Source organism: Kluyvera genomosp. 2 (assembly GCF_036759865.1).
GTDB lineage: Bacteria > Pseudomonadota > Gammaproteobacteria > Enterobacterales > Enterobacteriaceae > Kluyvera > Kluyvera ascorbata_B.
Genome location: NZ_JAPKIA010000001.1, coordinates 15,675 through 38,356, shown reverse-complemented (window position 1 = coordinate 38,356; position 22,682 = coordinate 15,675). Strand labels below are relative to the sequence as shown.

Annotated in this window: 22 protein-coding genes; 11 read left to right on the top strand and 11 right to left on the bottom strand. The window is 58.9% G+C overall.

Translation table 11 applies throughout. The features are described from left to right. Positions 1–9: 9 nt before the first annotated feature. From V6942_RS00175 to pspF, 11 genes are all read right to left on the bottom strand, one after another. A complete protein-coding gene (locus V6942_RS00175; RefSeq protein ID WP_106929007.1) occupies positions 10–192 on the bottom strand; it encodes a hypothetical protein in 183 nt (60 codons plus the stop codon). 76 nt (positions 193–268) lie between these two features. After that, positions 269–2,260 carry a cyclic di-GMP phosphodiesterase gene (pdeR, locus tag V6942_RS00170; protein ID WP_333500680.1) on the bottom strand — a complete coding sequence of 664 codons (1,992 nt, stop codon included), beginning with the start codon at positions 2,258–2,260 and terminating at the stop codon, positions 269–271. A gap of 147 nt (positions 2,261–2,407) precedes the next feature. Then, a complete protein-coding gene (locus V6942_RS00165) occupies positions 2,408–4,342 on the bottom strand; it encodes an exoribonuclease II (RefSeq protein WP_106929003.1) in 1,935 nt (644 codons plus the stop codon). Positions 4,343–4,423: 81 nt separating this feature from the next. After that, positions 4,424–5,581, bottom strand: a complete 1,158-nt coding sequence (locus tag V6942_RS00160) for a carboxymuconolactone decarboxylase family protein (protein WP_106929001.1) — start codon at positions 5,579–5,581, stop codon at positions 4,424–4,426. A gap of 268 nt (positions 5,582–5,849) precedes the next feature. After that, on the bottom strand, positions 5,850–6,635 hold the full coding sequence (gene fabI, locus V6942_RS00155) for an enoyl-ACP reductase FabI (protein ID WP_106928999.1): 786 nt from the start codon (positions 6,633–6,635) through the stop codon (positions 5,850–5,852). Between the two features lie 24 nt (positions 6,636–6,659). Further along, positions 6,660–7,466: a putrescine export ABC transporter ATP-binding protein SapF gene (sapF, locus tag V6942_RS00150; RefSeq protein WP_106928998.1), complete on the bottom strand. Its 807-nt coding sequence runs from the start codon at positions 7,464–7,466 to the stop codon at positions 6,660–6,662. A gap of 1 nt (position 7,467) precedes the next feature. Continuing rightward, positions 7,468–8,460 carry a putrescine export ABC transporter ATP-binding protein SapD gene (gene sapD / locus V6942_RS00145; protein WP_106928996.1) on the bottom strand — a complete coding sequence of 331 codons (993 nt, stop codon included), beginning with the start codon at positions 8,458–8,460 and terminating at the stop codon, positions 7,468–7,470. Then, positions 8,460–9,350 carry a putrescine export ABC transporter permease SapC gene (gene sapC / locus V6942_RS00140; protein ID WP_106928994.1) on the bottom strand — a complete coding sequence of 297 codons (891 nt, stop codon included), beginning with the start codon at positions 9,348–9,350 and terminating at the stop codon, positions 8,460–8,462. The genes sapD and sapC overlap by 1 nt, the downstream gene beginning before the upstream one ends. Next, the gene (gene sapB / locus V6942_RS00135; RefSeq protein WP_333500679.1) at positions 9,337–10,302 is read right to left on the bottom strand and encodes a putrescine export ABC transporter permease SapB; all 966 of its coding nucleotides are present in this window, start codon (positions 10,300–10,302) and stop codon (positions 9,337–9,339) included. Before sapB ends, sapC begins: the two co-directional genes overlap by 14 nt. Continuing rightward, the gene (gene sapA, locus V6942_RS00130; protein WP_106928991.1) at positions 10,299–11,948 is read right to left on the bottom strand and encodes an ABC transporter substrate-binding protein SapA; all 1,650 of its coding nucleotides are present in this window, start codon (positions 11,946–11,948) and stop codon (positions 10,299–10,301) included. The genes sapB and sapA overlap by 4 nt, the downstream gene beginning before the upstream one ends. A gap of 182 nt (positions 11,949–12,130) precedes the next feature. Next, the gene (gene pspF, locus V6942_RS00125) at positions 12,131–13,105 is read right to left on the bottom strand and encodes a phage shock protein operon transcriptional activator (RefSeq protein WP_333500678.1); all 975 of its coding nucleotides are present in this window, start codon (positions 13,103–13,105) and stop codon (positions 12,131–12,133) included. A gap of 167 nt (positions 13,106–13,272) precedes the next feature. Here pspF and pspA point away from each other — a divergent pair, with 167 nt between their 5' ends. The 11 genes from pspA to V6942_RS00070 all read left to right on the top strand — a co-directional run bounded on the left by pspA (position 13,273) and on the right by V6942_RS00070 (position 22,487). Beyond that, on the top strand, positions 13,273–13,941 hold the full coding sequence (pspA, locus tag V6942_RS00120; RefSeq protein WP_106928987.1) for a phage shock protein PspA: 669 nt from the start codon (positions 13,273–13,275) through the stop codon (positions 13,939–13,941). Between the two features lie 56 nt (positions 13,942–13,997). Then, positions 13,998–14,222, top strand: coding sequence for an envelope stress response membrane protein PspB (gene pspB, locus V6942_RS00115; protein ID WP_333500677.1), 225 nt, complete (start codon positions 13,998–14,000; stop codon positions 14,220–14,222). Next, positions 14,219–14,578, top strand: a complete 360-nt coding sequence (gene pspC, locus V6942_RS00110; protein WP_182930645.1) for an envelope stress response membrane protein PspC — start codon at positions 14,219–14,221, stop codon at positions 14,576–14,578. Before pspB ends, pspC begins: the two co-directional genes overlap by 4 nt. 14 nt (positions 14,579–14,592) lie before the next feature. Further along, positions 14,593–14,811 carry a phage shock protein PspD gene (pspD, locus tag V6942_RS00105; protein ID WP_106928981.1) on the top strand — a complete coding sequence of 73 codons (219 nt, stop codon included), beginning with the start codon at positions 14,593–14,595 and terminating at the stop codon, positions 14,809–14,811. A gap of 34 nt (positions 14,812–14,845) precedes the next feature. Next, positions 14,846–16,243: a YcjX family protein gene (locus tag V6942_RS00100; RefSeq protein ID WP_106928979.1), complete on the top strand. Its 1,398-nt coding sequence runs from the start codon at positions 14,846–14,848 to the stop codon at positions 16,241–16,243. Beyond that, the gene (locus V6942_RS00095; protein ID WP_106928976.1) at positions 16,240–17,307 is read left to right on the top strand and encodes a YcjF family protein; all 1,068 of its coding nucleotides are present in this window, start codon (positions 16,240–16,242) and stop codon (positions 17,305–17,307) included. Before V6942_RS00100 ends, V6942_RS00095 begins: the two co-directional genes overlap by 4 nt. Positions 17,308–17,432: 125 nt before the next feature. Beyond that, positions 17,433–19,001 (top strand): ABC transporter substrate-binding protein, encoded by a 1,569-nt coding sequence (locus tag V6942_RS00090; protein ID WP_106928974.1) that lies wholly within the window; start codon positions 17,433–17,435, stop codon positions 18,999–19,001. 83 nt (positions 19,002–19,084) lie between these two features. Continuing rightward, positions 19,085–20,134, top strand: a complete 1,050-nt coding sequence (locus tag V6942_RS00085; RefSeq protein ID WP_333500676.1) for an ABC transporter permease — start codon at positions 19,085–19,087, stop codon at positions 20,132–20,134. Further along, a complete protein-coding gene (locus tag V6942_RS00080) occupies positions 20,134–20,967 on the top strand; it encodes an ABC transporter permease (RefSeq protein ID WP_333500675.1) in 834 nt (277 codons plus the stop codon). The genes V6942_RS00085 and V6942_RS00080 overlap by 1 nt, the downstream gene beginning before the upstream one ends. Continuing rightward, the gene (locus V6942_RS00075) at positions 20,960–21,796 is read left to right on the top strand and encodes an ABC transporter ATP-binding protein (RefSeq protein ID WP_182929027.1); all 837 of its coding nucleotides are present in this window, start codon (positions 20,960–20,962) and stop codon (positions 21,794–21,796) included. The genes V6942_RS00080 and V6942_RS00075 overlap by 8 nt, the downstream gene beginning before the upstream one ends. After that, the gene (locus V6942_RS00070) at positions 21,783–22,487 is read left to right on the top strand and encodes an ABC transporter ATP-binding protein (protein ID WP_106928967.1); all 705 of its coding nucleotides are present in this window, start codon (positions 21,783–21,785) and stop codon (positions 22,485–22,487) included. The genes V6942_RS00075 and V6942_RS00070 overlap by 14 nt, the downstream gene beginning before the upstream one ends. The last annotated feature ends 195 nt before the right edge of the window (positions 22,488–22,682 follow it).

Sequence of the window (22,682 nt, the reverse complement as noted above, 5' to 3'; positions counted from 1 at the left end):
CAAATGGCGTCAGATTTCCCACGGGGATTTAGGCTGACCTGTTTTGGCATCGCGTTCATCTGCGGCATACGCCAGCAGCTCGGCTTTTAATATTTCCAGATTATTGATGGCGGAGTGGGTATCGCCGCCGACCAGAATATCCAATACGGTATCAATACGTTGGGCAACCTGGCGCGCATCGAGCTCGGACATGGTGGGATCCTGTTAATAAATTCGATTGAAATCAATGATGCAAAATTTACAGACAAAAGAGAAGTGAAAAAAAAGCTTAGCTTATAACCCCCTGGCGCGCCGCCAGCCAGCTTTCCAGCTCGGATGCGGGCATGGGGCGGGCAAAAAAATAGCCCTGACGTTCCTCGACGCCGTTGTGGGTCAAAAATGCATCGTCGTTTGCATCCTCCACGCCTTCGGCAATAACGCGTAAATTCAGCGCGCGGGCCACCGCGATAATCGCCAGCACGAGCGATTGCGATACGGAATGCGTGTGTACGTGATGCACAAAAAGATGGTCCAGTTTGATGGTATCAATAGGGAAACGCGCCAGCTGCGAAAGAGAAGAATAGCCGGTACCAAAGTCATCAAGATGGATTTGCGCGCCCAGCGAACGAAACTGCTTGATGACCTCCAGCGCCAGTTCCGCGTTATCAATCAGACAGCTTTCGGTCAGCTCGATATCAATCGGGCATTCCGCAAAATGCTGCGCCTTTAGCGCCTGTTTGAGGTCGCTGACGATGGATTGATCGACCAGCTGGCGCGCTGAGACGTTCACTGCGACGCGCAGATGAATGCCGCGATCGCGCCACTGCGCCAGCTGGCGGATAGCCTCCAGCATCACCCAGCGCCCCAGCGGGACAATCAGCCCGGACTCCTCGGCGTAGGCAATAAAGTCCATCGGCGGGATCAGCCCGCGCTCCGGCGAATTCCAGCGTACCAGCGCCTCTACGCTTTGTACTTCACCGTTCATCGTCACCTTGGGCTGATAGTGAATGATGAGCTGATCGCTTTGCAGTGCTTTGCGCAGGTTGGTGTCCAGCCACAGGTATTCAAATACCCGCAGATTCATCTCAGGGGAAAATATGCTAAAACGACCGCGTCCGCGCTCCTTGGCGGTGTACATGGCGGTATCGGCATTGCGAATCAGGCTTTCCGGGTCTTCACCGTGCTGCGGGGCGAGCGAAATGCCGAGCGAGCAGCCGCTGTAAACTTCAATCAACCCAATGCGGAACGGATCGCGCAGGCGGCTCAGAACCCTGGATGCCATCGCCTCTAACGCCCCCTGCGACGTATTGACCGCCAGTACGATAAATTCGTCGCTGCCGAGCCGGGCCAGCGTCTGACCCTCTTCCAGGCAGCTTAAAATCGACAGCGCGACCGATTGCAACAGCTGATCGCCAAAAACGTGGCCATAGGCATCGTTCACTTTCTTAAAGTTATCGAGGTCAAAATAGACGATGCCAATCTGCTCGTCCCCCTGGCGGGCGTCAATGGCGTGGCCGATCATCTCAGTGATGGCGTGACGGTTGGGTAAGCCGGTGATGGTATCGGTATTCGCCAGCACCCGCAGCCGCTCCTGAGCCTTACGCTCTTCGGTAATATCGATGCCGGAGCAGATTAAGTAGATTTCATTTTTGCCGCTGCCGCTGTGGACGAAGCGGTTGCGGAACAGAAACAGGCGTAGCCCCTTGCGGGTTTTAATCCAGCGTTCAACTTCATAGGGCCCGCCGTTAGTAAAAAAATGGGCAACGTTTTCCCGGGCGGCGGCGGCCTCCGGGGCGGACATAAACAGCTCAAACGCTGTTTTACCAATCACGTCCTGCTCTTTGACACCGCTGTATTCCTCGCACAGGCGGTTAAAGCGCTGAATTTTGCCTTCACGGTCGAGAATAACGATGACGGTATTGGCCTCGGAAACGACCTGTTCGGCAAACAGCAGACCCTGTAAAAGATCGCGGGCGACGGAAGAGGTGTCGAACCAGGAGGAGGCGGTACCGGCCCATTCGGTACAGCTGATTTTGCGGCCAATCAGATGAACAGGCACGTCATAGCCGTTGAGCTGAATAGAGATAGCCACGCTTGAGGTCGTAACGGTCATGGCGCGAATACGGCTGACGCTTTCTTCGCTTAGCGGAATGGCGAGGTCGGTGTTTCTGTCGGGGTCCGTCCCCATATGCAGCGCGGACTCACCGTGCGACATACGCCAGTACAGGCTGCTTTCACTGGAGTTTGGGTCGAGCAGACTTTGTGCCAGAGATTTCTCCATTTCTTCCCCTCGTACACCTGCGTTTGATGAGACCAATTTCCACGTCATTGGTATTCAGTGTGAACGCATTTGGGTAATTTCGCTGGAAAAAAAAGAGAAGGGTATCGCGGATAAAAAAACGGCCCCGTCAGGGGCCGTTTTACAGCATTATGCTGCTGGTCGGGCAATCACGCTGCGTGTCTCCATGCGGACTTCCGCAATGGTGACATCAATAACGTCGGTCACTTTATAAACCACTTCGCCTTTGATTTGCACGGTGCCGTTTTCCTGGCTGCAGACCAGCTCGTCGCGCACGGCGTGCAGGAACGGTGCCGGGATAAAGGCAACCGCGCCGTTATCAACCAGACGCACGCGCATACCGCCGCGGCTGACGTCGATAATCTCAGCGGCAAAGCGGGTATCTTTACCTGCCTGCGGATTGAGGTAGCGTGCGTAGAGCCAGTCGGCCACGTCGCGTTCCGCCATGCGGTTCAGACGGCGGCGTTCGGCCATCTGCACGGTAACGTCGTCCTGAGGGCGCGTTGCGCTTTCACCTTTCACGATTGCTTTCAGCAGACGATGGTTGATCATGTCGCCGTACTTACGAATCGGTGAGGTCCAAGTGGCGTAGGCTTCGAGCCCTAACCCAAAGTGCGGGCCTGGCTCCGTGCTGATTTCAGCGAACGACTGGAAGCGGCGAATGCGGCTATCGAGGAAGCCTGACGGCTGTGCATCCAGCTCACGGCGCAGCTTGCAGAAGCCCGGTAGCGTCAGAACCTCAACCGGATCAACATGCACGTCATGGGTTTTCAGCAGGGCGGCCAGCGCTTCCGTGTTGTCCGGAGTGAAGCCGGTGTGAACGTTGTAAATACCAAACCCGAGCTTATCGCGCAGCACGCGGGCAGCGCAGATGTTCGCCGCGATCATCGACTCTTCAACGATGCGGTTGGCAATGCGGCGCGGCTCGGCCACGATATCCAGCACTTCACCTTTTTCACCGAGGACGAAGCGATAGTCCGGGCGGTCTTTAAAGACCAGCGCGTGGATTTTACGCCACTCGCTGCGCAGCTGGCACACGCGCTGTAGCAGGGTGATTTGGCGCGCAATGGCATCGTTCTGCGGCTGCCAGCTACCGGTGTTCTCCAGCCAGTTGGACACGTCGTCATAGGCCAGTTTGGCTTTCGACTCGATGTTGGCGGCGAAGAACGCGATGTTGTCTTCGATGGTGCCATCGGCGGCCAGCGTCATTTGGCAGGCCAGCACCGGACGCACGACGTTAGGGCGCAGGGAGCACAAATCGTCAGACAGCTCACGCGGCAGCATCGGAATATTGAAGCCCGGCAGATAGTTGGTGAATGCGCGGATTTTTGCCGCCTCATCCAGCTTGCTGCCTTCGACTATCCAGGCCGTTGGGTCGGCGATGGCCACGGTGAGCAGCAGCTTGCCGTCGGCCGCTTCTTCTACGTACAGCGCATCATCCATATCTTCAGTGCTGGCGCTGTCGATAGTGACGAAGTCCAGCGCGGTCAGATCGCGGCGCTCAAGACCTTCGTCCTGCATTTCGGTGGCGACGCCGTTCGGCGCTTCTTTTTCCAGATTGTGACGGGCGAGGGTGACCCACCACGGCACAAAGTGGTCGTCACCGTAGGTGATAAACTGGGTGAGTTCGGCGTAGAAGCTACGATCGCCTTTCAGCGGATGACGGCGCATTTCAGCAACGGCCCAGTCACCCTCTTTAAAATCATGAGTTACGCCGCGTTCAGCGCGGCATGGAATCGCATCTTTCAACAGCGGATGGTCAGGCACGATAGACAGACGATCGTCTTTGCGGTGAACCTTGCCCACAAAGCGAGTCAGGAACGGCTCAACCAGTTCTTCGGGCTCGGCGCTCTCTTTCTCTTTTTCAGAGTGAATTACCGCGATAATGCGGTCGCCGTGCATCACTTTTTTCATCTGCGGCGGCGGAATAAAGTAGCTTTTCTGTGCGTCGACTTCGAGGAAACCGAAACCTTTTTCCGTGGCTTTGACGACCCCTTCCGCACGGGGCGTTTGGGAATGGAGTTGCTGTTTTAGCTGCGCAAGCAGCGGGTTGTCCTGAAGCATATTGATCTATTTTCGTGGCCAAAAGAGCGGCTGACATTTTTACGCGAATCGATGGGTTGCAGCAAGCGCTCTTTCACCCTTTTACGTAACTTGTTGTGCGCTACTAAACGCGATGCGCAGCCGGTTTAGCCAGCCGCTCAGCGCGCTCCAGACCAGCAGCGCAATTGCGTCAGGTGTTGATATGCCGTGCTCGGCGAGCGGGCTCAGCTGAGCGGCGCTAAATCGGTCCGGCGCGCGGGTCAACAGCTGTGTTGCCAGCGCAAGCGCGCGCTCGCAGGGATAGTGGTGGCTCCAGGCCTGAATCGCGCGCTCGCCGTTACGCACAGCGTCGGGCAGGCCGCTGGCGCCTTGCCAGAGGGTGCTGTAATGGTTAAAGCAGCTGACGCTGCCATTGACGCGCGCCGGGATCAGCGCCGCCAGCGGCAGCATCGGGTGGGCGAAAGTTAACGCATTAATCAGCTCGCCAAAGCCATCAAGCAGCGCCGCCTCGTGCGCCAGTACCGGCGCCAGTGCGTTCAGCTCAGGCAGATGTTGCCAGCGGGCGAGAACATCACTCTGCGGGGTATTGGCCTGCTGGGCCTCAATGGTCGGCAGATCGCTGTGCCAGCGCGCGTTCTCGTGGCGAAAACGTTCGGCGTCAGCATCTTCCTGCACCGGCATGCCGGGGATCCAGCGCACCGGAAAGCCGAGCTGAGCCTGGAATATCGCCACCACTCGCGCCTGGAAGCCGACAAACCCCACGATCTGGTTGATGAGAATCATATCGTGGAGCGTCAGGCCAACGTCGTCCAACTGCTGGCGCGCGCGTGGCGTGATGATTGACGGCGAGCTGGCGAGCTGGCGAGCATATTCGGTAATTTGCGCCAGACGGCGGTTGCTTTCACGCGAGGAGTCCGGGCCGGGCAACGGCGCCAGGCGTGCGGCATAGTGGTTACACAGCCGCTGAACGCCGGAAACCTGGGCGACGGTCAGCGCGGTGCTCAGCCTGTCGTACGCGCTGAAGGTCTGTAAACGGCTGACGGCGACGGTATCAGGGAACAGGGTATTGGCTAACCGCGTGGCGGCACTCAACCAGCGCAGATTGGCGTTTAGCAACGCATCGGGCAGGGCGAGATCCAGTAAAAAACGGTCGTCTACGTGCGCGGCTTCGGGAACCAGCGGCATCACGTCGCTGTGTTGGGTTCTCGACTGGGTTTCGTGATACCAGTGGTTTTTGCCGGAAACGCGGCGTGGCTCCATGGGTGTTCCTTGATCTGAAGGTGGCGAACCAGCAGCGTCGAAGGTGATGTTGCCGGATCGTTATGGGTAAATATCCTGGCGCATGCGTGACGAGGGAGAAAATATTGTTCGGCGATAATTAATAACTGACTGGAATAACAGAGGGGGAAGAAGGGAAACGTTGTCGCCCGGCAGAACGCAGTGACGCCGGAGAATGCAGGCCTGATAAGCGTAGCGCCATCCGGCAATGCGGAGCACATTGCCGGATGGCGGCGTTGCCTTACCCGGCCTACAGTTCCAGTTCGTTCATCGCGGCAATGCTGAAACCGCCGTCCACGTGCACCACTTCTCCGGTGATCCCAGCGGAAAGGTCAGAGCACAAGAAGGCGGCGGAGTTCCCCACGTCTTCGATAGTGACGGTGCGGCGAATCGGCGTGACGGCTTCGCAGTGCGCCAGCATTTTGCGGAAATCCTTGATGCCGGAGGCGGCGAGCGTGCGAATTGGGCCGGCCGAAATCGCGTTTACGCGCACCCCCTCTGGCCCCATAGCGTTCGCCATATATCGCACGTTGGCCTCCAGCGACGCTTTAGCCAGCCCCATCACGTTGTAGTTCGGGATAGCGCGCTCGGCACCCAGATAGGAAAGGGTCAACAGCGCAGCGCCGGGATTCAGCATGCTGCGGCAGGCTTTCGCCATCGCGACAAAGCTGTAAGCGCTGATGTCGTGGGCGATTTTAAAACCTTCACGGGTCACGGCATTGACGTAATCACCGTCCAGCTGATCTGCCGGAGCAAAGCCAATAGAGTGAACAAAACCGTCAAACGTCGGCCAGACTTTAGCCAGCTCGGTGAACAGGGAATCGATGCTTGCATCTTCCGCCACGTCACACGGCAGAACGATGCTGGAGCCCAGAGAGGCGGCGAACTCGACTACGCGGCCTTTCAGTTTGTCGTTCTGATAGGTGAATGCCAGCTCGGCGCCTTCGCGCTGCATCGCCTGGGCAATACCGTAGGCGATGGAGAGTTTACTGGCGACGCCCGTAATCAGAATACGTTTACCGGAAAGAAAACCCATCGTATTTCATCCTTCTCTTCAGTGTTAGCGATCTTTACGCCAGGCGTCGGCGGTCAGCGCCTCGCCAAAGTGGCCAGCAATCAGTCGCTTGGTTAAATCGTGCAGCGGAGAGGCCAGCACATCAGCAGTGCTGCCGCGTTCCACAACCTCACCCTGGTGCATCACCAGCACCTGATCGCTGATGTGTTTCATCATGCCTAAATGCTGGGTCACGTAAATATATGAGATCCCCTGTTTTTCCTGCAGTTCGAGCATCAGGTTAACCAGCTGCGAGCGCATCGACATATCCAGCGAGGCCAGCGCTTCATCACAGATGATCACTTTAGGACGTAGGATTAGCGCGCGCGCCAGCCCCAGACGCTGTTTCTGGCCCGGCGCCAGCATATGCGGATAGTAGCTGACGTGATCCGGCAGCAAGCCGACCAGACGCAGCGTGTCGATAATCTGCTTCTGCCGCGCCTCCGGCTCGAGATCGGTGTTCAGGCGCAGCGGGAAATCAAGGATCTGCGAAATACGCTGACGCGGGTTCAGCGAGGTGCTCGGGTCCTGGAAAATCATGCGAATACGCTGGCTACGGAACGAATAATCGCCGAATTCCAGCGGGTGATCGTCAATCAGCAGCTCGCCGGTGGTCGGCTCGACCATCCCCGCCAGCATTTTGGCCAGCGTCGATTTGCCGGAACCGTTCTCACCGATGATCGCCAGCGTCTGTTTTTCGCGCAGCGTAAAGCTCAACGGCTTCACCGCCTGTAGCGTCTGGCGGTGGAACCAGCCGGTGCGGTAGCGGAAGGTTTTACTCAGGTTGCGAACTTCAAGCAGCGTTTCAACCATGTCACTCTTTCTCCATGTTCAGCGGGAAATGACAGGCGAACAGGTGGTTCTTCGCTCCCGTCAGGCGCGGGGTTTCAATGCATTTGCGCTGTGCATAAGGGCAGCGCGGCCCCAGGCGGCAGCCCATCGGCAGCTGTTCGAGCAGCGGAATGGCCCCGGAAAGGGTGTTCAGGCGGCTCTTATGCGGCATCGAACGGCCGAAGTCCGGAATAGCGCGAATCAGCGCCTGGGTATACGGGTGATGTGGAATCGTCACCAGCTCTTCGCTGGGCGCGCTCTCCACCGTCTGCCCGCAGTACATGACGTTAATCTTATCCGCCCAGTGGGTCAGCATTTGCAAGTCGTGTGAAATCAACAAAATGGTGGTGTTGTTATTCTGGTTAAGGCCGGTCAGCAGGCGGAAGATTTGCGCCTGAGTGGTGGGCTCCATGGCGTTGGTTGGCTCGTCGGCAATCAGCAGACGCGGCTGGTTGGCGAGCGCAATCGCGATCATCACTTTCTGACATTCGCCTTCGGTCAGCTCGTAGGGGAAGCTACGCATCGCGTCTTTGTGATCTTTAATCCCCACGCGGTGTAAAAGCTCGATGGCGCGGCGCTTACGCCAGCCCAGACGCTGCCACCAGCGGCCTTTAAAGGTCCAGCCAGGGATATTTTGCATCAGTTGCATGCCCACACGTTCAGACGGATCGAGACAGGACTGCGGCTCCTGGAAAATCATCGATACGTTGTGGCCGACCAGCCTGCGGCGCTCGCGGTTGGACAGGCGCAGCAGGTCAATATCATCAAAGCGCATACGGTCGGCGGTGACCCGCCAGTTGTCTTTGGTGACGCCGCAAATTGCTTTGGCAATCAGGCTTTTGCCCGAGCCAGACTCCCCTACCAGGCCGCGAATTTCACCTTCTGCCAGCGTCATGCTGACGCGATCGACGGCCTTCACCCAGCCTTCGTTGGTTTTAAACTCAATGGTTAAGTTGCGAATATCCAGTAACGGCATTATTCCACCCCCGCATTAATCGCGCGGCGAATGCCGTCGCCCAGCAGGTTGACCAGCAGTACGCTGACCATAATGGCCGCGCCGGGCAGCATCACCGTCCACGGCGCAACATAGATAAGTTCCAGCGCATCACCCAGCATCGCGCCCCATTCGGGGGAAGGCAGCTGCGCGCCAAGATCAAGAAAGCCCAGCGCGGCAATGTCCAGAATCGCCATCGACAGGGCGCGGGTAATTTCGGTGACCAGCCCGGCGGCGATGTTCGGCAGAATGGCAAACCATAAAATATTCAGCGTCGTCGCGCCGTCCAGACGCGCGGCGATGACGTAATCGCGCTCCAGCTCGTCGTGCACCATGCTGTAGATAGAGCGCACCATGCGCGGCAGCAGCGCCAGCCAGACGGCAAACATAGCGTGCGTCAGGTGTGGCCCGGCAAAGGCCACCACGATAATCGCCAGCAGCAAAGAGGGGATGGATAAAAGCGTATCAAGGATGTGGTTCAGTACCGCCGAGCGCAGGCCGTGGGTTGACCCGGCAAACGCGCCCAGCACCAGCCCAAAAGCGGTAGCCGCGAGGGTCACCACAAACGCGCCGCCAACGGTGGGTGCCGCGCCGCTCAGCAGACGGCTTAAGACATCACGGCCCAGGTCGTCGGTGCCGAGGAAGAAGGAGACCTCGCCGTAGCGCGACCACGACGGCGGCAGCAGCTGATAGCCGAGGAACTGTTGATCGATACCGTATGGCGCAAACCAGCCGCCGAGAATGCAGATTACCGCCAGGGCGATGCAGCCGTAAAAGCCGATCATCGCGGTGGTGTCACCGTAGAACTTACGCCACACGGTGCGCAGGGCGCCTGGCGGGCGCTTCTCAAGGTAGACGCTATCGTAAGGCATACCATTCCTTATGTTTCAGCGGGTTAGCCATAGCACCCAAAATATCGGAAATCACGTTAACGATGATCACCAGCGCGCCAATCACCATCACACCGGCCGAAATGGCCGCGTAGTCCTGCTGGCGAATGGCGTTAATCAGCCAGCGTCCGAGCCCCGGCCAGCTAAAGACCATTTCGGTGATCATTGCCAGCGTCAGCATGGTGGAAAACTGCAGCCCCAGGCGGGGAATAACCGGCGGCAGCGCGTTGTGCAGCACGTGACGGCGCAGAATGGTCAGGCGCGATACGCCGCGGGTGGCGGCGGCCTTCACGTAGTTGGTGTCGTAGACAGCGATGGTGCTGATACGCATCAGGCGCACCACTTCGGTGGTTGGGGCGACGGCCAGCGTCAGTACCGGCAGCACCATATGACGCAGGGCGCTGACGATCATCTCATGGCGCCACGGCGAGTCGGAAAGCCACGCGTCAATCAGCGCAAAACCGGTGACGTTTTTCACTTCGTACAGCAGATCAAAGCGGCCGGAAACCGGCAGCCAGCCCAGCGTCAGCGAGAAGAACATCGTCAGCAGCAGCGCCAGCCAGAAAACAGGAATGGAGAAGCCGAGCAGCGCGAAGAAGCTGATGACTTTGTCCTGCCATTTGTTGCGGGTGATCCCGGCCAGCATACCGACCGGAATACCCATCAGCAGCGCAAAGCCGAACGCCAGAATGCACAGCTCCATCGTGGCGGGGAAGACCTCGCGCAGCTGCTCGGAGATCGGCTGGCCGTTGATGCTCGACACGCCGAAATCCCAGTGCAGGACGCTTTCAAACCAGAACGTCCATGCGTTCCACAGCGATGCGCCCTGAAGCGGTGCGTGCGGGGTAAAGTAGCTCAGGCTGAAGCCAACGAAGGTCAGGAAAAAGAGCGTAACCAGCAGCAGCAACAGGCGACGAAGGGTGAAAATAATCATGGTTTTTGCACCTTCTCTTCTTTTTCCCGCGAGACGCCGGCGAACGAGGCGTTACCAAACGGGCTCAGCACCAGCCCTTTAATATCGTACCGGTAGGCCTGCAGCCGCAGCGAGGAGGCCAGCGGCAGTATCGGCAGCTCGCGAGCCAGAATCTGCTGGGCTTCGTCGTAGGCGTCAATACGTGATGCCAGCTGCTGCGAGTCCAGCGCTTTGCGCAGCACGTTGTCGAATTCGCGGTTGCACCAATGGGCAAAGTTGGTTTGCGAGTTAATCGCCGCACAGCTCAACAGCGGGCGGAAAAAGCTGTCCGGGTCGTTACTGTCGGTGGCCCAGCCGGAGAGGGTCAGGTCGTGGTTCATGTCCATCAGCCTGGCCTCCTGGAAGCGGCCTTCCACCGGGACGATAATCACTTTGACGCCAATCTGCGCCATATCGGCCTGAATCAGCTCCGCGGTTTTCAGCGGGCTGGGGTTCCACGCCTGAGAGCTGGTGGGCACCCACAGGCGCAGCGTCAGCTTATCGAGGCCCAGCGCCTGCAAACGGCGCCGCGCTTCTTTCGGGTTGTATTCGGTAATTTTAGCTTCGTTATCGTAGGCCCAGGAGGCACGAGGCAAAATCGACGCCGCCGTTTCGGCGGTACCGTAATAAATCGACTGCATCAGACGCTGATTATTGATAGCCAGCGACAGCGCATGACGTACCTCAGGATTATTGAGCGGCGGTTTGTCGGTATTGAAGGCCAGATAGGCGATGTTCATCCCCGGGCGCAGCGTCAGGCGCAGGCGCGGATCGTCACGTAAAATGGTTAACTGGCTGGCGGCAGGCCAGGCCAGAACATCGCACTCGCCGGTCAGCAGCTTCGACAGCCGCCCGGTGCCGCCGGAACCGAGGTCAACCACCACCTGCGGCATCAGCGGCGTACCGCGCCAGAACTGTGGGTGACGCTGCAAGCGGATATATTGCCCGGCGCGATATTCATCAAGCTGGAACGGCCCTGTGCCTACCGGCTGGCGATCCAACTGCTCCTGACGATCCTCTTGGGTGAGCCTGGCGGCGTATTCTGCTGACATCACCGACGCGTAGTGGGTGGCCAGATGCCAGAGGAAAGACGCGTCCGGCCGCGCGAGGCGAAACTCAACCGTGTGGCTATCGAGCTTGCGCACGCTCTGTACGCTGTCGGCAAACTGCAGGCTATCGAAATAAGGGAACGCGCTGCCGTTGACGTTATGCCACGGGTGCTGGCGATCGAAAATGCGCTCGAAGGTAAACACCACGTCGTCGGCGTTCAGCGCGCGCGACGGCGTAAACCAGCGGGTGGTCTGAAACTGCACGTTATGGCGCAGATGGAAACGGTAGGTTGCGCCGTTGTCCAGCACCTCCCAGCTTTCCGCCAGCTCCGGTACCAGACGATAGGTGTACGGGTCGACGTCCAGCAGACGGTCGTAAAGCTGTGCGGCGAGGGTATCGACAATCAGCCCGCTGCCCGCTTTTTGCGGGTTAAAGGTGTTAACCTGCCCGCTAACGCAGTAGACAAAGCCGCTGTCGCGAATGTCGGCATGGGGTGGGGCAAGCGGCTGCGGTGCGGCAATCGCCTGGCCGCAGATTAACCCCAACGCTGCCAGGAAAGGTGACAAATTCAGGCGCATAGTTTCTGTATTTTTTCGATTGATCTGCAAAGTGTATCGCACTTACGGCTGCCAGGTACAAATGTCTGCGCGTAACTGCTTTAAAAGTCATCAAATCAGTGGGGTTAACGCGTATCACACCCGCGTGTTGCTCTCTGATCGCCACGCAAAATTCGCCGCTGGTGCGGCGCGTCGTGCCGTTGTCAGATCTGATGCTTTTTCAACAGCGCGCGCAGTTGATGGTAGGTTAGCCCCAGCAGTTCAGCGGCGTTTTTCTGATTAAACCGGGCCTGTTGCAGGCTTTGCTGTAGCAGGCTTTTTTCTTGCTCCAGCTGAAACTGGCGCAGGTTAAGCGGCAGCGCGGGGCGGGCGGTAGCCTCTTCCGTTGCGCTGCTGATGGCGGGCTGGCGGTGGAAGGGGTCGATAATAATGTCGTCCAGCGGTTCATCAATGGAGCCATGGCGATAAACTGAACGCTCCACCACGTTTTTCAGTTCGCGAATATTACCCGGCCAGCGGTAGAGACGCAGCGTGTCGCGCGCGCGTTCGGTAAAGCCCGGGAACAGCGGCAGCTTCAGCTCGCGGCACATCTGAATCGCAAAATGTTCGGCCATCAGCATGATATCGCTCTGGCGCTCGCGTAAGGGCGGTAGCAGCACCACGTCAAACGCCAGACGGTCAAGCAGGTCGGCGCGGAAGGTGCCTTCCGCAACCTGCTGGGGCAGATCGGCGTTGGTAGCGCAGACCAGGCGGACGTTGACCTGCAATGGCTGACTGCCGCCGACGCGTTCGAGCTCGCCGTATTCAATGACGCGCAGCAGTTTCTCCTGTACCAGCATTGGCGCGGTGGCCAGTTCATCAAGGAACAACGTGCCGCCATCGGCGCGCTCGAAACGGCCTGGATGACGCTTTTGCGCGCCGGTAAAGGCGCCGGCCTCATGGCCGAACAGCTCGGAATCGAGCAGGTTTTCATTCAGCGCCGCGCAGTTGAGCGAAATAAACGGCCCCTGCCAGCAGGAGGAGAGGTAGTGCAGACGGTTGGCGATAAGCTCCTTGCCCGTCCCGCGCTCACCGATAATCAGCACCGGTTTATTCAGCGGCGCCAGCCGGGAAACCTGCTCCAGCACTTCGAGAAAGCGGTTGTCCTCGCCGAGAAGGTTATCTTTGTATTCTGCCATGATGAAATTCGCCACTTGTTGGTGTAATTCGCCATTTCACTGTAGGCGTTTGCGGCGCAAAATTCAATCACCTCTTTTATAATCAATGAGATAAAAAGTTGGCACGGAAGTTGTAATAAGCATTACGCAGGGCTAAGCCCGAAACACAGAACTATGAGGATTGAACAATGGGTATTTTTTCTCGTTTTGCCGACATCGTGAACGCCAACATCAACTCGCTGCTCGAGAAAGCAGAAGATCCGCAGAAGCTGGTGCGACTGATGATCCAGGAAATGGAAGATACGCTGGTGGAAGTGCGCTCCACCTCCGCCCGCGCGCTGGCCGAAAAGAAAGACCTGACCCGCCGCGTGGAACGTGCGCTGGCGCAACAGGTTGAGTGGCAGGAGAAAGCCGAGCTGGCGCTGCGCAAAGATAAAGAAGATCTGGCGCGCGCGGCGCTGATTGAAAAACAAAAGCTGACCGACGTTATCGATACGCTGGAGCATGAAGTCACGCTGGTGGATGAAACGCTGGCGCGAATGAAAAAAGAGATTGGCGAGCTGGAAAACAAGCTGAGCGAAACCCGCGCCCGTCAGCAGTCGCTGGCGCTGCGTCATCAGGCGGCCAGTTCGTCCCGCGATGTGCGTCGTCAGTTGGACAGCGGTAAACTGGATGAAGCGATGGCCCGCTTCGAGTCCTTTGAACGTCGTATCGATCATATGGAAGCCGAGGCTGAGAGCCACCGCTTTGGTAAACAGCCGTCGCTGGACCAGCAGTTTGCTGAGCTGAAGGCGGACGATGAAATCAGCGAGCAGTTGGCCGCGCTGAAAGCCAAAATGAAGCAAGATAACGAATAATTATTCCAGCGGCGCGCCATCCCCGCGCCGCTGCTCATACATGATAAGGAGTTATTATGAGCGCGCTTTTTTTTGGCATACCGCTGACGCTGTTTGTGCTGTTCGTATTGCCAATTTGGCTCTGGCTTCACTACAGCAACCGCTCCCGTTCGGGTGAGCTTTCGCAGGGCGAGCAGCAGCGTCTGCTGCAGCTGACCGATGACGCGAAGCGAATGCGCGAACGCATTCAGGCGCTGGAGGCGATTCTTGATGCCGAGCATCCAAACTGGAGAGACAAATAATGGCGCTGGATTTTAACAAAAAGCTGTGGCGAATCCCGCAGCGGGGCATGGTGAAAGGGGTCTGTGCCGGCATTGCCGAGTACCTCGACGTGCCGGTGAAGCTGATTCGAATTATTACCGTGCTGGCGATGCTGTTCGGCCTGTTTTTCTTCGTCCTCGTCGCCTACGTCATTCTGACCTTTGCCCTCGATCCGATGCCGGAAGGGGCCATGAACGGCGAGCATCAGCCCACCAGCCGCGACTTGCTGGACGCGGTCGATGCCGAACTGGCCGCTGGCGAACAGCGGTTACGCGAGATGGAACGCTACGTGACGTCCGATACCTTTACGTTGCGCAGCCGCTTCCGTCAGCTCTGATAAAGAGGTAAACGATGAGCAATAAATGGCAGCGGGCGGGACAGAAGGTGAAGCCCGGTTTGAAAATCGTCGGCAAACTCGCTCTGCTGACCGCACTGCGTTACGGTCCGGCGGGCGTCGCCGGATGGGCGGTGAAGTCCGTGGCGCGCCGTCCGTTGAAAATGATCCTGGCGGTGGCGCTGGAACCGCTGCTGTCGCGCCTCGCCAAACGCTATTTCCCCATGGCAAAATAGCGCTATCGGCGTGGACGGGAGTGTCTGATAAGCAATGAAGCGACTCAAAAATGAATTCAATGCGCTGGTCAACCGTGGCGTTGACCGGCATCTTCGTCTTGCCGTTACCGGCCTGAGCCGGAGCGGCAAGACCGCATTTATCACCGGCCTGGTGAATCAACTGCTGAACGTGCATACCGGCGCGCGGCTGCCGCTGCTGAGCGCGGTGCGTGAGGAGCGCCTGCTGGGCGTGAAGCGCATTCCCCAGCGCGATCTTGGCATTCCACGCTTTACCTATGACGAAGGGCTGGCGCAGCTCTACGGCCAGCCGCCGGCGTGGCCGACGCCCACTCGCGGAGTGAGTGAAATTCGCCTTGCGCTACGCTACAAATCCAACGATTCGCTGCTGCGTCATTTCAAAGAGACCTCCACGCTGTATCTGGAGATTGTCGACTATCCCGGCGAATGGCTGCTCGATCTGCCGATGCTGAATCAGGACTACCTGACCTGGTCGCGACAGATGACCGGTCTGCTGAACGGCCAGCGCGGCGAGTGGTCGGCAAAATGGCGCCAGCTGTGCGCCGGGCTGGATCCGCTGGCTCCCGCCGATGAAAACCGTCTGGCGGAAATCGCCCAGGCCTGGACCGACTATCTGCACCGCTGTAAGCAGGAAGGGCTGCACTTTATTCAGCCAGGGCGCTTTGTGCTGCCCGGTGATATGGCGGGCGCCCCGGCATTACAGTTCTTCCCGTGGCCTGACGTCGACGGTGCGGGTGAGGCAAAACTGGCGCAGGCGGACAAACACAGCAATGCGGGGATGCTGCGCGAACGCTTCCATTATTACTGCGAAAAAGTGGTGAAAGGGTTCTACAAAGAGCATTTCCTGCGTTTCGACCGCCAGATTGTGCTGGTTGACTGTTTACAGCCGCTCAACAGCGGGCCGCAGGCGTTTAACGATATGCGTCTGGCCCTGACTCAGTTGATGCACAGCTTCCACTATGGTCAGCGCACGCTGTTCCGCCGCCTGTTTTCGCCGGTGATTGATAAGCTGCTGTTTGCCGCTACCAAGGCGGATCACGTGACCGTCGATCAGCACGGCAATATGGTGTCGCTGCTACAACAGCTGATTCAGGATGCCTGGCAGAATGCCGCCTTTGAAGGTATCACCATGGACTGCCTGGGGCTGGCTTCGGTGCAGGCGACGCAAAGCGGGTTGATTGAGGTCAACGGCGAGAAGATCCCCGCGCTGCGCGGCCATCGTTTGAGCGACGGCCAGCCGCTGACGGTTTATCCTGGCGAAGTTCCGGCACGGCTGCCGGGCCAGGCTTTCTGGGACAAACAGGGCTTCCAGTTCGAGGCTTTTCGCCCGCTAACGATGGACGTTGACCAGCCGCTACCGCACATCCGCCTGGATGCGGCGCTGGAGTTTTTGATTGGAGATAAGCTGCGATGACCGATTCTTTTAAACCGCGAATCGATTTTGACGGGCCGCTTGACGAAGCGAAGGCGGAACAGTTTAAAGGCGCGCAGGCGTTTGACGGTGAAGCGGCGGAAAAATTCGCCCCCGTGGCGCTGGATGACATCGGCGAGCAGGAAGGACAGGCCGAAGCTACCGTGGAAGCGGCGCTGCGCCCGAAACGCAGTCTGTGGCGTAAAATGGTCACCGCCGGGCTTACGCTGTTTGGCGCCAGCGTGGTTGCGCAGGGTGTGCAGTGGACGGTGAATGCCTGGCAAACCCAGGACTGGGCCGCGCTGGGCGGCTGCGTTGCGGGCGCGCTGATCGTTGGCGCGGGCGTGGGCTCGGTCGCGACCGAGTGGCGCAGGCTGTGGCGTTTACGCCAGCGCGCGCAGGAGCGTGATGAGGCCCGCACGCTGATGCACAGCCACAGCGTCGGCAAAGCGCGTGCCTTCTGTGAGAGCCTGGCGCGTCAGGCTGGGCTGGATCAATCTCATCCGGCGCTACAGCGCTGGTATGCCGCAATACACGAGACCCAAAGCGACCGTGAAGTGGTGAGCCTGTATGCACACCTGGTGCAGCCGGTGCTCGATGCGCAGGCGCGGCGCGAAATCAGCCGCTCAGCGGCAGAATCGACCTTGATGATCGCCGTCAGTCCGCTGGCGCTGGTGGACATGGGGTTTATCGCCTGGCGTAACCTGCGGCTGATTAACCGTATTGCTAACCTGTACGGCATTGAGCTCGGTTACTACAGCCGTTTGCGCCTGTTCCGACTGGTGCTGATCAATATCGCTTTTGCCGGCGCCAGCGAGCTGGTGCGTGAAATCGGCATGGACTGGATGTCGCAGGATCTGGCCGCGCGTCTTTCGACTCGCGCAGCGCAGGGTATTGGTGCCGGGCTGCTCACGGCACGACTGGGCATTAAAGCCATGGAACTGTGCCGCCCGCTGCCGTGGATCGACAACGACAAACCGCGTCTGGGGGATTTCCGCCGCGAGCTGGTCGGGCAGTTGAAGGCGACGGTACAGAAGGGCAAAAGCGCGCCGTCGCGGGACGATTGAACGAGATAAAATAACCTTATGCGAAAATAGCATAAGGTATATCTATACTTATCTTTACTGAAAGTGACAAGCGGCGCTACCTTAGCGGGTATCGCCAACCGCATGATCATTATCAGGAAGTCCCGATGACAAGAAAACTGCTGCCGTTTTTGGTGCTGACCGCGCTGTCAGCTTCTGCCTATGCCGCTACGCCGCCCACGACGCTGGTGGTCGCACAGGGCCTGGATGATATCGTCAGCCTTGACCCGGCGGAAGCGAACGAGCTTTCCAGCATCCAGACGGTGCCGAGCCTGTACCAGCGGCTGGTCCAGCCGGACCGCAACGATCCGGCAAAAATCACGCCGATTCTCGCCGAAAGCTGGCAGGCCGATGCGGCGGCGAAAACGCTGACCGTCAAGCTTAAGAGTGACGCCAAATTTGCCTCCGGCAACGCCCTTCGTCCAGAAGACGTGATTTTCTCTTACACCCGCGCCGTGACGCTCAACAAGTCGCCGGCATTCATCCTCAACGTTTTAGGCTGGCAGCCGGATAACATTGCTAGCCAACTGAAGAAAGTTGACGATCACACGCTGCAAATTCACTGGACCGCTGACGTCAGCCCGGCGGTGGCGCTGAATATTCTGTCGACGCCAATTGCCTCTATCGTGGATGAAAAATTGGTCGCGGCCAACGTGAAGGGGAATGACTTTGGCAACGAGTGGCTAAAAATGCACTCGGCCGGCAGCGGTGCGTTTAAAATGCGCGTTTACCAGCCGCACCAGGCCATCGTACTGGAAGCAAACGCTACCTCGCCAACCGGTGCGCCGAAGCTGAAAAGCGTGATCATTAAAAACGTGCCCGATCCGGCCTCGCGCCGCCTGCTGATTCAGCAGGGTGACGCTGACGTGGCGCGCGATCTCGGCGCCGACCAAATTGATGCCTTGCAGGGCAAGCCAGGCCTACAGGTGCTGAGCATTCCTTCTGCGGAGCAAAACTACGTTGCCTTCAACACTGCCAATACCGCCAACCCGCTGCTGGCTAACCCGGCGTTCTGGGAGGCCGCGCGCTGGCTGGTCGACTATAACGGGATTACCAAAGATCTGCTGAAAGGGCAGTATTTTGTGCATCAGAGCTTCCTGCCGGTCGGCTTCCCGGGCGCGCTGGACAACACGCCGTTTAAATTTGACCCTGAAAAAGCGAAAGCGATTCTGGCGAAAGCGGGCATTAAAGATGCGCACTTTACCCTCGATGTGGAAAACAAGCCGCCGTTTATCACCATCGCGCAATCGATGCAGGCCAGCTTTGCCCAGGGTGGCGTGAAGGTTGAACTGCTGCCGGCCGCGGGCAGCCAGGTGTACGCTCGCGTGCGTGCGAAGCAGCACCAGGCGGCCATCCGTCTATGGATCCCGGACTACTTCGATGCGCACTCTAACGCCAGCGCTTTTGCCTTTAATGACGGTAAATCAAGCACCGTCGCCGGGCTAAACGGCTGGAAAATTCCTGAGCTGAACAAAGCGACGCTGGCGGCAGTGGCTGAGCCGGATGCGGCTAAACGTCTTGACCTGTATAAGAAAATGCAGGAAGAGCTACAGCGCAGCTCGCCGTATATCTTTATCGATCAGGGGAAAACGCAGATTGTTATCCGCGATAATGTGAAAGGCTACCAGCAGGGGCTTAACGCCGATATGGTCTGGTACGATCGCGTGACCAAGTAACCGCTATCGCCGCCGCGGCCCGCAGGTATCCGCCTACGGGCCGCGGCCGTTTGTTTTGTCGTTGATAGAAATACGGAATTCCCATGCCCGCCGTTTTACCGAATCTAACCGCTCTGCGAACCCGGCGTCTGCTGTCGGCGCTGCTTCAGGGGCTACTGACGCTGGCGCTGACGCTTCTGGGGCTGCTGCTGGTGACCTTTGCGCTTTCTGCGCTTTCGCCCGTCGATCGGGTGCTGCAAATTGTTGGCGACCATGCCAGCCAATCTACCTATGACCAGGTGCGCCACCAGCTGGGGCTGGATCGATCGCTGCCGGTACAGTTCTGGCACTATCTGGTGAATCTGGCCCACGGCGATCTGGGTACCGCGAGCGCCACCGGACAGCCGGTACTGCACGATCTGCTGGCGGCATTTCCGGCCACGCTGGAACTGGCGACGCTGGCGCTGATTATCGGTGCGATTTTCGGCGTTATCGCCGGGGTCTTGTGCGCCCGCTATGACGGCTCGCCGTGGGATTTTGCCGTGCGCACGTTGACGCTGCTGGGTAACTCGGTGCCGATTTTCTGGCTCGGGTTGCTGATGCTGGCGCTGTTTTACGCAAAGCTACAGTGGAGCCCCGGCCCCGGTCGCCTTGACGATATTTATCAGTTCACCATTGAGCCAAAAACCGGCTTTGCGCTGATCGATACCTGGCTTTCCGGCGATAAAGAGGCTTTCCGCAACGCTTTCAGCCACCTGGTGCTGCCGGTGCTGCTGTTGGCCTACTATTCGATGGCCAGCATTACGCGTCTCACGCGTTCGGCCTGTCTGAGCGAAATGAATAAAGAATACATCCTGCTGGCGCGCGCCAAAGGGGCCGGAGAAATGAGCATTCTGCTGCGCCACGTGCTGCCGAATATTCGCGGCACGCTGCTGACGGTGATTGCGCTGGCCTATACCGCCATGCTGGAAGGCGCGGTGCTGACCGAAACGGTTTTTTCCTGGCCGGGCATCGGGCGTTACCTGACGACGGCACTGTTTGCCGGTGATACGTCGGCGATTATGGGCGGAACGCTGCTGATTGGCGTGTGTTTTGTCCTGATAAATAACCTCACCGACGTGCTGGTGCGGCTAACCGATCCGAGGGTTCGCTAATGCCCACTTCGCTATTTTTACGTCGTCTGCTGCGTTCACCTGCGACGTGCTGTGGGCTGACGGTTATTGCTTTACTGGTCCTGACGGCGCTGTTTGCGCCGTGGCTCGCGCCGCAGGACCCGAACTGGCAGGATGCCGCCGCGCGTCTGCAAATGCCCAGCGCGCAGCACTGGCTGGGGACCGACAGCTACGGGCGCGATCTGCTTTCCCGGCTGATCTACGGTACCCGGCCTGCGCTGGGGCTGGTCGCGCTGGTGACGGTGATTACCCTGCCGGTCGGGCTGCTGATTGGCATCCTCTCCGGTTATTACGGCGGCTGGCTGGAACGCGTTCTGATGCGCTTTACCGATGTCGTGATGTCGATGCCGAGGCTGATTCTGGCCTTCGCATTTGTCGCGATGCTCGGCCCTGGCCTCGTGAACGGTGCGCTGGCGCTGGCCTTAACCACCTGGCCTGCCTATGCGCGCCAGGCGCGCAGCGAGATTCAGCGTCTGCGCCACAGCGACTATCTGGCCGCCGCCGAAATGATGGGCATTCGTGGTCTACGGCTGCTGGTGGGCCACATTCTGCCGCTGTGCCTACCGTCCGCCATTGTGCGTCTGGCATTGGATCTGGCGGGCATTATTCTTGCGGCAGCGGGACTCGGTTTCCTCGGGCTGGGCGCTCGCCCGCCGATGGCGGAGTGGGGGGCGATGATTGCCGATGGTATGCAGGTTATCTTTGACCAGTGGTGGATTGCCGCCGCGCCGGGCGCGGCCATTCTGCTGGCCAGCCTGGCATTTAACCTGCTAGGCGATGGTTTACGTGACGTACTGGAGCCGCAACATGACTGAACAACGTCTCTGCGTACAGGGGCTGAATATTGACTATCCCGCTGCCCGGGTGGTCAATAATATGAATTTTACCCTGGGTAATGAACGCCTGGCGCTGGTGGGCGAATCGGGCTCCGGTAAGTCGATGACCGCACGGGCGTTGATGGGGCTGGTGCGTAAGCCCGGTATCGTCAGCGCCGAACGACTGAGCGTGCTAGGCCGCGATGTGCTGACGCTCAACGCGCGTGGCTGGCGTGAGCTGCGCGGTAACGATATCGCCATGGTATTACAGGACCCGCGCTATGCGCTGAACCCGGTGAAAACCATACGGGCACAGCTGGAAGAAGCGCTGACCCTGCATCAGCGTCTGGGGCGACGCGAGCGGCAGGAAAAAATAGAATCCGCCGTGCTGGCCATGGGGCTGGACGTGCGCGTGCTGGATCGCTATCCCGGCGAACTGTCCGGTGGAATGGGGCAACGGGTGATGATCGCCATCGCGCTGATTAACGACCCGCAGGTGCTGATCGCCGATGAACCGACCTCGGCGCTGGATGCCCGGCTGCGCAACCAGATCCTTGAGCTATTGGTCGCCCAGTGCGAGCAACGCCATATGGCCATGCTACTGATCAGCCACGACCTGCCGCTGGTGGCGCAGCACTGCCACCGCGTGCTGGTGATGTACCAGGGCAACGGCGTTGATGAGATGGCGGCTGCAGACCTGCCGCAGGCTACGCATCCCTATACGCGCACCCTGTGGACCTGTCGCCCGAATGCGCAAACCTATGGACAGATGCTGCCGACGCTGGACCGTACGCAGAATTTTGAGGAGGCGGCGCATGGCGATCGTTAATCTTGAGTCGCTTCAGGTGACCTTTGGTGACAAAACGGCAGTCTCTGCTGCCAGTTTTCAGGTCGAGGAGGGCGAAACGTTCAGCCTGATCGGCGAGTCCGGCTGCGGGAAGTCGACCATTCTGCGGGTGATTGCCGGGCTTCAGCGGGAATGGCGCGGGAAGGTGGCGCTGTTCGGCCGCCAGATTGGCGCGGGGGCGCGCTTTCACGGCGATCTGCGGCGCAATGTGCAGATGGTATTCCAGGACCCTTACGCCTCGCTGCACCCGAATCATACGCTGTGGCGCACGCTGGGCGAACCGCTGCGCATTCACGGCGAGACGGAGGTCGACATGCGCGTGCGCACCGCGCTGGAGCAGGTGGGCCTGCCCGCCGATGCCGCGCGGCGCTATCCGCATCAGCTCTCCGGCGGCCAGCGTCAGCGCGTTGCCATTGCCCGCGCGCTGTTGTTGCGTCCAAAAATCCTGCTGCTGGATGAACCCACATCGGCGCTGGATATGTCGGTGCAGGCGGAGATCCTTAATTTGCTTAACCGTCTCAAACAGGCGCACGGCATGACCTATCTGTTAGTCAGCCACGATGCGGACGTGATTGCGCATATGTCGGATCGCGCGGCGTTTATGGCCGGCGGCGTCATTCAGCGCTTTTTCGATCGCGAAGCGTTAACGCGCGGCGAACACCGTATGGGGTAACCCCTCAATGCCCGACGCAGTCCGCGCCCTCACCCTTAAAAGGGAGAGGGCGCGGGTGCGGTTTAGTGATTTTGTCCGATTGATCGTATAACTTTACGGCACAAAGGCCATTTTTCCGCCATACTGTCAATAATTGTTGACAGTCATCTTCCCGCCGACCGATAACTGTCTTATTATTCATACGTCTTTGGCTCT

Excerpts from the sequence above, each read along its gene's own strand:
- V6942_RS00175 (WP_106929007.1), bottom strand. The coding sequence starts at position 192 with ATGTCCGAGCTCGATGCGCGCCAGGTTGCCCAACGTATTGATACCGTA.
- pdeR (WP_333500680.1), bottom strand. The coding sequence starts at position 2,260 with ATGGAGAAATCTCTGGCACAAAGTCTGCTCGACCCAAACTCCAGTGAA.
- V6942_RS00165 (WP_106929003.1), bottom strand. The coding sequence starts at position 4,342 with ATGCTTCAGGACAACCCGCTGCTTGCGCAGCTAAAACAGCAACTCCAT.
- V6942_RS00160 (WP_106929001.1), bottom strand. The coding sequence starts at position 5,581 with ATGGAGCCACGCCGCGTTTCCGGCAAAAACCACTGGTATCACGAAACC.
- fabI (WP_106928999.1), bottom strand. The coding sequence starts at position 6,635 with ATGGGTTTTCTTTCCGGTAAACGTATTCTGATTACGGGCGTCGCCAGT.
- sapF (WP_106928998.1), bottom strand. The coding sequence starts at position 7,466 with ATGGTTGAAACGCTGCTTGAAGTTCGCAACCTGAGTAAAACCTTCCGC.
- sapD (WP_106928996.1), bottom strand. The coding sequence starts at position 8,460 with ATGCCGTTACTGGATATTCGCAACTTAACCATTGAGTTTAAAACCAAC.
- sapC (WP_106928994.1), bottom strand. The coding sequence starts at position 9,350 with ATGCCTTACGATAGCGTCTACCTTGAGAAGCGCCCGCCAGGCGCCCTG.
- sapB (WP_333500679.1), bottom strand. The coding sequence starts at position 10,302 with ATGATTATTTTCACCCTTCGTCGCCTGTTGCTGCTGCTGGTTACGCTC.
- sapA (WP_106928991.1), bottom strand. The coding sequence starts at position 11,948 with ATGCGCCTGAATTTGTCACCTTTCCTGGCAGCGTTGGGGTTAATCTGC.
- pspF (WP_333500678.1), bottom strand. The coding sequence starts at position 13,105 with ATGGCAGAATACAAAGATAACCTTCTCGGCGAGGACAACCGCTTTCTC.
- pspA (WP_106928987.1), top strand. The coding sequence starts at position 13,273 with ATGGGTATTTTTTCTCGTTTTGCCGACATCGTGAACGCCAACATCAAC.
- pspB (WP_333500677.1), top strand. The coding sequence starts at position 13,998 with ATGAGCGCGCTTTTTTTTGGCATACCGCTGACGCTGTTTGTGCTGTTC.
- pspD (WP_106928981.1), top strand. The coding sequence starts at position 14,593 with ATGAGCAATAAATGGCAGCGGGCGGGACAGAAGGTGAAGCCCGGTTTG.
- V6942_RS00100 (WP_106928979.1), top strand. The coding sequence starts at position 14,846 with ATGAAGCGACTCAAAAATGAATTCAATGCGCTGGTCAACCGTGGCGTT.
- V6942_RS00095 (WP_106928976.1), top strand. The coding sequence starts at position 16,240 with ATGACCGATTCTTTTAAACCGCGAATCGATTTTGACGGGCCGCTTGAC.
- V6942_RS00090 (WP_106928974.1), top strand. The coding sequence starts at position 17,433 with ATGACAAGAAAACTGCTGCCGTTTTTGGTGCTGACCGCGCTGTCAGCT.
- V6942_RS00085 (WP_333500676.1), top strand. The coding sequence starts at position 19,085 with ATGCCCGCCGTTTTACCGAATCTAACCGCTCTGCGAACCCGGCGTCTG.
- V6942_RS00080 (WP_333500675.1), top strand. The coding sequence starts at position 20,134 with ATGCCCACTTCGCTATTTTTACGTCGTCTGCTGCGTTCACCTGCGACG.
- V6942_RS00075 (WP_182929027.1), top strand. The coding sequence starts at position 20,960 with ATGACTGAACAACGTCTCTGCGTACAGGGGCTGAATATTGACTATCCC.
- V6942_RS00070 (WP_106928967.1), top strand. The coding sequence starts at position 21,783 with ATGGCGATCGTTAATCTTGAGTCGCTTCAGGTGACCTTTGGTGACAAA.